The sequence below is a fragment of the Providencia sp. PROV255 genome, assembly GCF_028478065.1.
Lineage (GTDB): Bacteria > Pseudomonadota > Gammaproteobacteria > Enterobacterales > Enterobacteriaceae > Providencia > Providencia rettgeri.
In genome coordinates this window covers 53313-66438 of the sequence record NZ_JAMPMI010000003.1, presented here as the reverse complement: position 1 = coordinate 66438, position 13126 = coordinate 53313, and the positions used below count along the sequence as shown (strand labels likewise).

Annotated in this window: 10 protein-coding genes; all 10 read left to right on the top strand. The window is 35.0% G+C overall.

The genetic code is table 11. The annotated features are described in order from the left end of the window. The first annotated feature begins 149 nt into the window (after positions 1-149). The 10 genes from PR725_RS01720 (at position 150) to PR725_RS01675 (ending at position 13117) form a co-directional block, all read left to right on the top strand. The gene (locus tag PR725_RS01720) at positions 150-1721 is read left to right on the top strand and encodes an AbgT family transporter (RefSeq protein WP_238563408.1); all 1572 of its coding nucleotides are present in this window, start codon (positions 150-152) and stop codon (positions 1719-1721) included. A gap of 674 nt (positions 1722-2395) precedes the next feature. Beyond that, the gene (locus PR725_RS01715; protein ID WP_109912640.1) at positions 2396-2926 is read left to right on the top strand and encodes a fimbrial protein; all 531 of its coding nucleotides are present in this window, start codon (positions 2396-2398) and stop codon (positions 2924-2926) included. Positions 2927-3012: 86 nt separating this feature from the next. After that, complete coding sequence (locus PR725_RS01710) at positions 3013-5487, top strand: fimbria/pilus outer membrane usher protein (RefSeq protein ID WP_210850704.1); 2475 nt, start codon at positions 3013-3015, stop codon at positions 5485-5487. Positions 5488-5510: 23 nt separating this feature from the next. Further along, a complete protein-coding gene (locus PR725_RS01705) occupies positions 5511-6245 on the top strand; it encodes a fimbrial biogenesis chaperone (RefSeq protein WP_109912638.1) in 735 nt (244 codons plus the stop codon). Further along, positions 6246-7232 carry a fimbrial protein gene (locus tag PR725_RS01700; protein WP_272567305.1) on the top strand — a complete coding sequence of 329 codons (987 nt, stop codon included), beginning with the start codon at positions 6246-6248 and terminating at the stop codon, positions 7230-7232. Between the two features lie 508 nt (positions 7233-7740). Then, positions 7741-8043, top strand: coding sequence for a helix-turn-helix domain-containing protein (locus PR725_RS01695; RefSeq protein ID WP_109912636.1), 303 nt, complete (start codon positions 7741-7743; stop codon positions 8041-8043). 209 nt (positions 8044-8252) lie between these two features. Next, complete coding sequence (locus PR725_RS01690) at positions 8253-8786, top strand: fimbrial protein (protein ID WP_004907996.1); 534 nt, start codon at positions 8253-8255, stop codon at positions 8784-8786. A gap of 131 nt (positions 8787-8917) precedes the next feature. Continuing rightward, the gene (locus PR725_RS01685; RefSeq protein WP_109912635.1) at positions 8918-11398 is read left to right on the top strand and encodes a fimbria/pilus outer membrane usher protein; all 2481 of its coding nucleotides are present in this window, start codon (positions 8918-8920) and stop codon (positions 11396-11398) included. 6 nt (positions 11399-11404) lie between these two features. Beyond that, entirely contained in the window at positions 11405-12130 is a 726-nt protein-coding gene (locus tag PR725_RS01680; protein WP_123382248.1) for a fimbrial biogenesis chaperone, read from the top strand. Positions 12131-12133: 3 nt separating this feature from the next. Beyond that, on the top strand, positions 12134-13117 hold the full coding sequence (locus tag PR725_RS01675; RefSeq protein ID WP_109912633.1) for a fimbrial protein: 984 nt from the start codon (positions 12134-12136) through the stop codon (positions 13115-13117). Positions 13118-13126: the final 9 nt, after the last annotated feature.

The following is a 13126-nucleotide window of genomic DNA, read 5'->3' as shown; positions in this document are numbered from 1 at the left end:
AATAGCTGATAAAATGGAGTTAGTCCGAATTATGTTGAATTTTATGTCTGATTTGTGTGTATTTTGTTAATTTAGAATTATCTATTTGTAAATAGCAAAAAGCAAAAACATTGTGTAATGTCCGTTTTTCTTGTTTATAAGGAGAAAATATGGAACAAAAAAAGCAAGAGGGAAGCCGTTTTTTAAGAACGGTTGAGTGGCTAGGCAATGCTCTACCACATCCTGTTATTTTATTTATTATTTTAATTGCGATTTTATTAGTTTCCTCGGCAATTGGTCAGTACTTCGGTGTCAGCGTGCCAGACCCTCGTCCCGAAGGTGCAAAAGGGCGCGCAGAAGATGGTATTATTCATATTGTGAGTTTATTGGATGCCGAAGGGATCCGAAAAATTATTGCGAATGTCGTCACTAATTTTACAGGCTTTGCACCGTTAGGAACGGTACTCGTCGCATTATTAGGGGTGGGGATTGCTGAACGAGCAGGTTTACTTTCCGCTGCCATGCGTTTGGTTGTCACCAAAGCCCCTCGAAAATTAACCACAATGGCGATCGTGTTTGCTGGGATCATGTCAAATACCGCGGCAGAGTTAGGTTATGTGGTACTTATTCCGCTCGCAGCTATCATTTTTCATTCATTAGGTCGTCACCCTTTAGCCGGCCTTGCTGCGGCATTTGCTGGTGTTTCCGGAGGTTATTCAGCAAACTTATTATTAGGCACGGTTGACCCGTTATTGTCGGGTATCACTCAACAAGCCGCACAAATCATTGATCCAACTTATATCGTGGGTGCAGAAGCAAACTGGTACTTTATGTTTGCCAGTACGTTTTTAATCACTATTTTAGGTTATTTGATCACTGAAAAAATTGTTGAGCCACAACTTGGCCCATACACCGGCGGTGCAGTAGATGATGATGAAAATAGCCTCTATGCCTCGGCAAATGTCACTCCGTTAGAGAAAAAAGCCTTATTTTGGGCATCTGTGACTTTTTGGGGATTGGCAGCACTTTTGGCGTTAATGGTAGTACCAGAAAATGGAATATTACGTAACCAAGACACTGGGTTAGTGAGTAACTCGCCGTTCTTAAAAGGGATAGTGGTCTTTATTTTTGTCTTCTTTGCTGTCCCCGGTATTGTGTATGGCTATATTGCTAAAACCATGCGCTCTGATAAGGATATCGTGGATGCAATGGCTGGCGCAATGAGCACGCTTGGCTTATATTTGGTTATTATTTTCTTTGCTGCGCAATTTGTGGCTTTCTTTGGTTGGACAAACATCGGGCAAGTTATTGCGGTTAAAGGTGCCAACTTCTTAAATAGTATTGACCTTCATGGTGGTGTACTGTTTATTGGCTTTATTCTTATCTGCGCATTTATTAACTTAATGATTGGCTCTGCATCCGCACAATGGGCTGTCACAGCACCTATCTTCGTACCTATGTTGATGTTGGCGGGCTACGCGCCAGAAACTATTCAAGCCGCGTATCGTATCGGTGACTCGGTCACGAACATTATTACGCCGATGATGAGTTACTTTGGCTTAATTATGGCGATTGTTGTGAAATATAAGAAGGATGCAGGAATAGGAACATTAGTTTCAATAATGTTGCCATATTCAATTATTTTCCTGATCGGCTGGTCATTATTCTTTATTGTCTGGGTATTTGTGTTGGGCATCCCTGTCGGCCCTGGCTCACCAATTTATTTCACGCCGGGAAGTTAAGTACAGTTTATTTTCTTTATATAAAACTAAAAAAGCTGCTTATTAAGGCAGCTTTTTTTATGATTAAGATAAAATGTCAGTATCTCATTCTATTAATTGATTTTTTACTTTTATTTTCACATAAAAAAGAGGATGAACGAGTTTTTTTGCGAAAATAGCTTAAAGTAAATTATAAAAGAGGGTGTATTGAAATATTTAATAATAATTTAGCTTATTGTTTTATAAATGATTTATTTATATGTGGATGGATTGATACTTTATTTTTTATTGAATTGGTAACAGAACCTTGAATGGATGTAAATAAATGTCTCTATAAGTGCATTTTAAGAGTATTTATGATGTTTTAGTTTGTGTTTTTTCTTTTTTTTATTTAAATTCTTTTGTTTTTATTTATATCAACATTTAATTCCTTTTATTTTTAATCTCTCAGTTTTTAATTCTGGGTTATTCGTGTTTTTTTATGTGACCATCAGGATTTTAACTTTAAATTGGAAGGGGGTAAATTCATTATTTATTAAATTTCAATTAGTTATGGTGGTTATGTTTGGTTACACTCTACAAGTTAAATACACATTTCAGTTGTATCGTTTAACTCGAATGCTGAGTATTATTCATCTCGTTCAGAAATTAAATAAATCCCTAGAAATTAATTATTAACTAATAAGGTATGCAAGATGAATAAAACATTAATCGCAGTTTTCTTGGCACTAACAACAACTTCTATTTCTACAATGGCTGCGGATGCTGGTTCAGGTAAAATTACATTTAAAGGTACAGTTAATAGTGGTGCATGTACTATCGCACCTTCAGATATAAATAAAGAAGTTCAATTAGGTAGTATTTCAGCTGCAAACTTAGGAGCTGCAGGTAAAACAGGTCCACTAAATGCTTTTGAATTAAAATTACAAGATTGCCAGTTAGATTCAGGTACACCAGGAACGCCTTATTCTAAAGTTAAAATTGCATTTAATGGACAACCAGATGCAACTAAATCAACTTTATGGGCAAATACAGGTAGTGCAGATAATATTGCCGTAGCATTCTTTAATAATGATGGAAAAGCAATCAAACCTGGTGATGTTTTAGAGCAAAAATTAAAAGAAGCAGAAACAACAATTATTTTATCTGCCCAAGTAGAATCAACAGGTGCAGCGACAGCCGGTAGTATTAATTCTGTTGCGAACTATGTATTAAGCTACGAGTAATATCATCTTTATTTACTTGCTAATTGCTTTACGCCGTTTTGGCGTAAAGCATTTTCTCTGCATTTTTTAATTAAAAGAGTGAAATCATGTATTTTAAGAAAAAAAATATTTGTTATATCATTTCACTTCTTGTATGTGGTGGATACTCTAATGCAGAAACATTTAATATAAATGCACTGAATTTATCTGTTGATGATAATATTGACTTAAGCTATTTTGAAAAAAATAACTTTAGTGAAGGTTTGTATGAAACAGATATTGTTTTAAATGGAAAGAGAATTTTACGTGGCGAAAAAATTAAATTTATTAGCCATGATGGAATAATTGAACCTTGTATTACAGCGAGTGTTATTAAACGCTTTCCATTAACTGAAGATGCAAAAGAAATATTACTATCTTCGGAAGAAGACCATTGTATCAATATTAGTGCGTTGGATAAAAATGTCACTGTCGATTTTAATGACAGCGATCAAGTTCTGACAATCTCTATTCCACAAAAATACCTTGTAGCGGTGTATTCATCTTGGATTAGTCCTGAGCTACGTGACTACGGTATTGCTGGTTTAATTTTAGATTATACGGTTAGTGATAATAATTTTTACCGAAAAGATTCTGGTAATCGTAATAACCTCAGCGCATTTGGTAATGTGGGTGCTAACCTTGCTGAGTGGCGTTTACGTGCGAATTATCAATATGAAAATAAGCTAGTTGACAGCAGTAATGATAAAAAAAGCCGCTTTGAATGGGAGCAAATTTATGCATTCAGAGATATGGCGAGTTTATCGGCAAAATTATTTGTCGGCGAGATTTATATTAAATCTGATTTGTTTGATAGTGTACGCTTTAAAGGGATCAGTGTCTTTACTGACGAAAGTATGATGCCACCTAACCTCCGAGGGTATGCACCGCAAATAACTGGTGTTGCAGCATCGAATGCGACCGTGACTTTATCTCAAAATGGGCGAATTATTAGCCAAATTAAAGTACCCGCAGGGCCTTTTGTTATTAAAGATTTGAGCCAGTCTGTGATGGGTACAATTGATGTTACTGTGATTGAAGATAATGGTAAAGAAACCAGGTTCCAATACACTACCACGAATATTCCATTTTTGACCCGTAAAGGCCAAGTGCGCTATACCATGAATTTAGGGCAACTTTCGCCAGAAAATAATGAAAATATCGATAAGAATTTTATAACAGTTGAAAGTTCTATCGGGGTTCTCAACAACACTTCAGTGTTTGGTGGCTTGGTTGCTACATCAAACAATCAATATCGAGCAATCAACCTTGGTGTTGGTCAAAACTTAGGTTTCTTAGGTGCTCTTTCTATTGATGTAACTCAATCATATGCCGATGTGGGTACAAGAGAAACAGGAAAGAGCTATCGTATTAATTACGCTAAAAATTTACCGAGTATTGATGGGCAATTAACTTTAACTGGTTACCGCTTTGCTGACCGTACATTTAATTCATTATCTAATTTTGTTGAAAAGAACTTTAGTGATAACTCGCAAGGTGAATTGGATAAAGATAAACATGTATTTTCACTGTCATATGCACAGCAATTACATTTTATGAATGCGAGTGCGAATATTACAGCATCACGCAAAACCTATTGGAACGGCAAACAAAATAACTATTTTAGCATTGGATTAAATAAATTCTTTGATGAAGGAATTATGAAAGGAGGGAGCGTTTCTTTATCTTTAAATCAATCGCGTAACTCCCGTGATAAAACAGATAATCAAATTTATTTATCGGTAAGTCGGCCATTACAGACTGAAAGCCAAAATGCCTCAATCTCTTACTTTGCTTCTTATAGTGATCAAGATAAGCGCTATACTAATAATGTCAACTACAGTAATTATGTGAATAAAGATACAAACTATAACCTGACAGCATCAACTCAAGACGGTTTATCTCAAGGAAGTGTGAATGCGTTTATTTCACACAGTGGTGATACAGGGCAGTTGCAAATGAGTGGGGCATTATCCGACTCAATGAATTCAGCGAGTATTATGGTGAGTGGTTCAATCACAGCGACTCAACATGGTATTTCCGCGCATCGATTAACATATCGTGACCAATCTCGCTTAGTGGTTGATGTCCCTAAAGCGAAAGGTGTCATCATTGAAAATAGCCATGCCATCACCAATGACCTTGGGTTAGCGACCATCAGTAATGTACCGACTTATTACAATATGGAATATAAAGTGGATGTTAACAACTTGCCGGATACTGTTAACGTTGAAGATAACGTTTTAGAAACGGCACTGACGGATGGCGCTATTGGTTATATCAAAATGGATGCTGACATCGGCAAATCATTAATTTCACGGATTAAATTGGCGAATGGCCAATACCCACCACTAGGCGCAGTGGTGACAAATACCTCGAATAATAAAGTTTCTGGGATCATTGCAGAATCCGGTATTGTTTACTTAACAGGGTTAAATATGGGCGACCAGTTAAGTATCAACTGGGGAGAAGGAAAGTCATGCAGCTTCTCTGCCGACAGTATTCTGGTAAAAAGCAGTGATGCCATCATGTGCAATCAGTAAAATAACGAAAAAATGGGTGAAAAATGACATTCTTTAAAAAGGTAATTTCGGTTGTTTTATTATCTGGCGTAATGACGCAAGCCCACGCAGTATTAGGGCTTGACCGGACTCGTATTATTTTGAATCAAGCGGATGGCGGTACGAGTGTAGTTGTTGATAACCAAGATAAAACATCATCATTTTTAGCGCAGACATGGATAGAAACCGCCAAAGGCGATAAATTAACAAACTCTTTAGTGGCACTACCCTTTTTACAGAAAATAGGGCCGCTACAGAAAAAACAAATTAAAATTACGCATATGGAAGGGCTGAACACCTTACCGCAAGATAGAGAAAGTTTATTATATTTCAATGTTCTTGGAATCCCACCACAAGGCAAAGAAGCGAATGTGGTGCAGTTTACCATCCAATCACGGTTGAAACTGTTCTATCGCCCAAAAGGAATTAATTACCCATTATCTGCCGATAAAGATTTTCAACAGGATCTTAAAGTCGCTAAGCAAGGGGGAAGCTTAAAATTAACTAATCCAACACCATTTAATATTATTGTTACGAATATTAATGTGGATAGAAGCAAGGATAACCAATTTCCAGAAACTGTTGTTGCGCCTTTCAGTGATGCAGTTGTCACATTAAAAAACGCATCTTTAAACAGTTTTGAGGTTGCTTATATTGATGACTTTGGCGGATTAAAATTTAATAAATACCAATGTGATTCATCACAATCTTGCCAGTTATTGCCACAGGCGAAAAAATAAATGAAAAGCTTTAATCATACAAAAAAAGATCACAAGAAAAGACTGATTAAAGGCATATTAGGGTCTTTATTATTACTCTCAGGAGTGTCGTCTTATGCGGGGGTAAATTGTAAACCTGGCAGCGGGAATGCCTGGTTTCCTCTACCTTTGATATCGATTGATATGAATACAACTCCTGGTCCTATTCCTACAGGCACTGAGTTAGGCAGTGGACGCTCGATGATGGCATGGGAATGTAATTTTTCGGGGTCTGTAGCTGATAGAACGATTTGGTTTTATAACCAAACGCCAGCCCAGACTAAGGCATATCTCTTATCTAGTGGTATTCAGGTTTATCAACATTCTTATAGCCTTAGCAAGGTTGTTGAGATCACGGCACCGAACACACCGCGTTTAGAAGTAGGTTATTGGGGGGTAGGTACGCAAAATATTGGGTTATGGCATGTGTTTACGCTAAAAAGAGGATATGGTGAGCTAAAATCTTTTGATACAGGAAATTTTGTTATTGGTTATCATACAGATGGAGTAGGGAAACGTATAGGAGACTTATATACTATCCGTCTAGTTGGGAAGTTGGTTAATTATTGTCCCACTCCGATAGTAACAATGAGCGATAAAGTCGTTGATTTTAAAGAGCTTACTCCTGAGCAATTCAATAATGGTAAAACGGTTAAAGAGAATTTTAATATCACGTTAACGCCTATTTCTACTTGTGAAGCGGCACTTGAAGTTAGCGTGGCTTTTCAAAGTAACAGTGGTGTTGTGAATAAAAAATATTTGATGTTTGACAATGGGTTACAAATTGCAATTACGGATAAAAATTTAGGACAGGAAATCAACTTTGACCAGTATTACTATAAAGGTCAAATTTCTCAGCAACGACCTGGAAACTACCAATATACTGCTGAATTATCGAATAAAAGTAATGATCCAATTAAATCAGGACAATTTAGTAATACTGTAAATGTATTATTTTCATACCGTTAACGTTACCTCATTTTATTTCATGAAAGCTCATCATATTGAATATGATGGGCTTTTTTGTTTTCATGCTTTCAATCAATTTAGTCATTTATAGCTTTAAGTCTTATTATTTTATAGATGTATGTTTCACTCTATCTTGGGGATATAAAATTCCATTAAAAAGAAAATGTTAACGTCAGGTTAATTAATAACATTTTACATTGAAGATTTTTTAGATAAAAAAACTGTATTTTTAAAATATATGAGATAAGTAACTATATTTAGTGATGGTGTTTACCCGAAAAATGACGAGTTCGCTAGATAATGTTTCATAAACCTTACTTATATTAAGGGTAAATCATATATTAATAGTCAAAAATCAGAGATTTTAATAAATAAAATTAATGTTTGGTTTTATTTATTACTCGTATGTGAGTTTGTTATTTTTATTTTATTTAATTAGTATTGCTCGCAGTTAGTTATTCTTATGTTATTCAGTATCTACTTTGTATTTTTCAGAAAGGAAATAAAAATGGCAGCTAGATATCCTATTGCCAAAATAGTAGGGAGCAGAATAAAGAAGCTTAGAAGGGAGTATGGGCTAACGGGAACTGAAGTGGCAATGGCTTTGAATGTTAGTCAACAACAGTTTTCTCGCTATGAACGAGGTATTAACAGAATAGATATCGATTCATTAGTTATGATTGCAGACTTCCTTAAAGTCAGTGTTCATTATTTCCTTGAAGATATAGAACAATCAAATAGCTGGACCTCTGAATATAATTCATTATTGAGTCATGGTTTTTATTCAAAAAATAAAAAAAACGAAGGTTAGTGCTTGTTTTAAGGATCTCCTTATATTTACGGTTCATGTTAGTAGTTATATTACTTCACATGTTATCGGACATCTCAAGTCATTAAAATAATGATATGAATAAAGTTAACTGAATTCTAGTTATATCAATAATACTATTGGTATGGCTGTGTACCAACTAAGGTATTTCCTTAGTATATATTAATAATATCATGAAATAAGGGTTTAAAATGAAAAAGACGCTATTAGCATCTTCAATTATCGCATTAACATTCACTGCTGCATCAACTTCATTCGCTGCGGATGTAGGAAGTGGTACTATTGAATTTAATGGTACAGTGAATACTGGTGCTTGTACTATTGCACCTTCTTCTGTTAATAAAGAAGTTCAATTAGGTTCTGTTCCAGCGGCATCATTACAAACAGCTGGTTCACAAGGTCCAAATGTTGATTTTACATTAGAATTAACAGATTGTATTTTGGACCCTACTGCAAGTGGTACTGATTATTCTAAGGTAACAGTTAAATTCACGGGCCAAATGGATGCTGCAGGCACCTTATGGGCAAATACTGGTACTGCTACCAATGTTGGTGTGTTATTCCAAAATGCAAGTGGAACAAATTTAAAAACAAATGATACTGTTGAGCAAAGCTTAAATGCAGGGACAAATGTTATTAATTTATCTGCTCGTATGCAGGCATTAGGTGCAGCTACAGCCGGTTCTGTTAAATCTACAGTCGCTTACGTTTTAGATTACCAATAAGTATTAATATAAAAATATTAAAAAAACAATAAATCTTATATTTGCTGATTATGCTGTGTATAGCAATTGCTTCACAGCATTTTCAGTTATATGAGTTCATTCAATAAATCCATTATAGAATATTGCGGCTAATGAAAAAGAACAATTTTAATAAAAACATAGTGACTAGTTTAGTATCTAGTTTATTGTTTTACACTTACTATGTTAATGCGGATTCTGTTCAATTTAATGAAGACGCATTATCTATTTTGGGTAATACTAATATAGATCTAAGTGCATTTGAGAAAAATAAAATTAGTGAAGGTTCTTATTTTTCTAATGTATCGGTAAATGGTCGAAGAATTAATTATTTTGATCAAATAAATTTTTTAAAAAAAGATGAAAAGATACAACCTTGTATTTCTAGAAGCTTAGTAGAAGTTATTGGGTTAAAAGAAGATTTTATTAAAGAAGTGCCTACATGGGGAAATGGTCAGTGTTATGATCTTACATCACAGGATCAAAACATTCAGGCTAGATTCGATGATGAAAAGCAAGAGTTAATGCTTTCAATACCTCAAGCTTACTTTCAGTATTCTGATGACAATTGGGTTCCGCCTATGCAGCGGGAAGTTGGGGTTAATGCGCTCGTCTTGGATTACAACCTTGTTGAAAACTATATTAAATATAAGAATACTCGAGATATTAATAATTTTAGCTCATTCGGTTCTGTTGGTGCGAATGTAGGGCGTTGGCGTGTCCGCAGTAATTATCAATACCAAAAAGATTTTAATGATAATAAAAATGATAATTTTAAATGGGTACAAACTTATTTATTTACAGATTTACCTAGCTTATCTGCAAAATTTTTTGCGGGTAAATATTATACAGTAAGCAATGTATTTGATTCTGTACGTTTTAACGGTGTTAGTGTCTTTACTGATGAGAACATGTTACCGGCTTCTCTAAGAGGGTATGCACCGAGTGTCACAGGAACCGCGACAAGTAATGCGACGGTTACTATCTCGCAAAATGGACGTATCTTGAATCAAATGAAAGTGGCACCAGGGCCTTTTTCAATTGATAATTTAAGTTCCTCTTTATCGGGGGCTCTTGATGTTAAAATTACAGAGGAAGACGGCTCTATACGTGAGTACCAAGTTTCCTCGACTAATATTCCATTTTTAACACGCCCAGGCATGGTGCAATATAAACTAAATGCAGGTCGGTTAGACCCAATGGGATATAAAAACATTAATGATGATTTTATATCAACTGAAGCCTCTTGGGGGATCCTCAACAATTTGTCTATTTTTGGTGGTGTTTTCGCAACCTCTAATGATGAATACCATGCCTATAATGCGGGTGTTGGGGTAAATATGGAACGCTTTGGTGCAATATCTTTTGATATTACACAGTCGAGAAACCAACTACAGGATATCTTTTTACATACTGGTGAAAGTTACCGTATTAATTATGCAAAACGTTTTTCAAATTCGAGTCGACTGGATTTAACAGGGTATCAGTTTTCTAACGAAGGCTTTATGTCAGTGAATGACTATATTAGTTTAAAAGAAACTCCGTTAACACCACATTATCGGCAGAAAAATGTATTTACGACTTCTTTTACACAACAACTCCCTGATATACAGGCTGATATAAGTTTAAGTTACTCGCGGGAAAGTTATTGGAAAGAATCAAAAAATAACAATACTCTTAATTTATCGTTTAATAAAACAATTAACACAAGTTTTATAAATAATGCGATTTTATCATTATCGGTCGGTGAAAGTAGTTACGTAAAAGGTAAGCGCTCTAAGCAAGCATACCTTTCGTTAAGCGTCCCATTTGGTGGTGAAAGAAATTCTCGGATTCAATACTTTAGTTCTTATAATGATATTGATAAGAAATATAATAGTAATATTAATTACAATTCTAAAATTAATGATAATAACGTTAGTTTAGGTTTATCAAGTAAAGACTTTTTTGAAAATGCAACAATGAATGCATCCGTTTATCGTGACACGCAATATGGTACTGCACAACTAACGGGTTCCTATGGCGAAGACTACCATACATTAAGTGGTTCTCTAGACGGCTCTTTGACCATTACCAGTCAAGGCCCAGTCTTACACCGACGAGTTTATGATAACCAAGCTCGTATGGTTATTGATACAGATAAGGCTAAAGGGGTATCAATTAATAAAAATGAATCAGTCACGAATGGGTTTGGTTTAGCCGCAATTAGTAATGTTCCAACCTATTATAGGTCGACCCAGTATGTGGATCTTAATAATGTACCAGACAATGTCAGCATTGATGACAGCGTGATTGAATCAAATTTAACTGATGGTGCGGTTGGTTATTCAAAACTCAATACATTAGTGGGTGAAAAAGCGTTAGTCACAATTAAATTCCCTGACGGCAATACGCCTCCATTTGGTGCTTTAGTTTACGGCTCTGATAATAAAAATGTATTGGGAATGATTGCAGAGGAAGGGCAAGTTTATTTAACGGGCTTCCAGCCAGACCAACAATTAATAGTTAAATGGAGTGGTGACCAGTCATGTCGAATTATGCTAGGTAAACAAAGTCATTTAACCAGTAAAAATATAACCTGTAATAAAGAATAGAAAATTATGAAAAAACTTAAATTAATAATGAGTGCTTTAATTTTAATTAGCACATACACACATGCATCAATTTCTGTTGACCGTACTCGCGTTATTTATGATGAAGCAAGTAAAGGTGTTAGCGTTGTGATTGAAAATATTGATAAAAAAGATCCTTATTTAGTCCAGTCATGGATCGAAAATGAAAATGGCGAAAAAATTTCAGAACCACTGATTGCTTTGCCTTTATTACAACGTGTTGAAGCAAATCAAAAGAAGCAGGTTAGAATTAGTTTATCAAAAAATGATGTGAAAATACCGAACAACCAAGAGTCATTATTTTATTTTAATGTCTTGGGTATTCCACCGAAAACTAAGCTAGAAAATGCAGTTGAAATTGTTATTCAATCACGTTTTAAATTATTTTATCGCCCGAGTGAATTGAAAAAATACCCTAATAATGATTGGCAAAAAGAGTTGAAAGCGGAGAAAGTGGGAAAATCATTAAAATTAACTAACCCGACTCCCTATCACATTGTTGTGATTAATGTTAATGATAATGAATCTAAAGTTACTGATTTTAAAGAAATTGTTGTGAAGCCAAATAGCAATGCAACATATTTACTATCAGATAAACAAGTGAAATCACCAAAAATGATTGTGACTTATATTGATGATTATGGAACACCAAACTTATTGAAATATACATGTAATACAACTTGTTCCTTGTCAAATGAAAAGGATAAGAGGTAAGTTATGTTAATTTTGAAAAAAATAAATGCATTCGCTATATTATCTTTATTTTTGCTAAGTTTTCAATCAGTAGCTGCAGTTAATAATTGTGTACCGAGTTCAGGAGCTACATCTATAGAACAAGAATTAACCTTTGATATTGCAAATAGTAGTGCTTCAATTCCAAATGGTACCTTATTGACATCAGCAATGAGCTCATATATATCAATGAGATGTGAGTTTACTGGTTCATCAAGTACAACTAATGCTGTTTACTTTAAAAATACAATGCCGAATGCAATTAAAACATTGTTGATTAATAGTGGTGTCAGTGTGACACAACAAAATGCAATTTCATCGCCTAATCCAGTAACGATAACTAATCCAACTGTTCCAAATATTTATTTAGGGTATTGGAGTCAACCAGAGACAGGAATTACACGTAATATTGCTTTCATGTATAACTTCTATGTTTATAAGGGGGCTAATGCTCTTAAACCTTTTGATACTGGGTTATTTTTATTAGGAACTCATGTGGATTATTTAGGCAAGGATTTAGGCGGACCAACTTATGTGCGAATTAAAGGTAACTTAACCTTACTCTGCCCTGCGCCGGCGGTGAATATTACGGCTTCTAATGGGGGGAGTGTAAACTTTGACACGATTTCACCTAAACAAATGAATGCGGGAGATGTGGTTAGCCGAACTTTTAATTTAGGTATGTCAGTGCCACAGGACTGCGAAACAGGGCTGAATATATCAGTTCGTTTTGAACCAAATAATAATACGGTGCTAGGCGGAAAATATCTCGATATGGGTAATGGATTACAAACACTATTAACCCGTAATTCAACTGATATTAACTATAATGAAAGTTACAGTATTGGCGAAATCATGCCACAATCACCGATTAGTGTCCCTTTTACTGCGACATTAAGCAAGATAGCAGGTAGCACCATCGCTTCAGGTCCGTTTTCTAAAACAGTTCGAGTTGTTGTTTCATATTAAGAGTGTTAA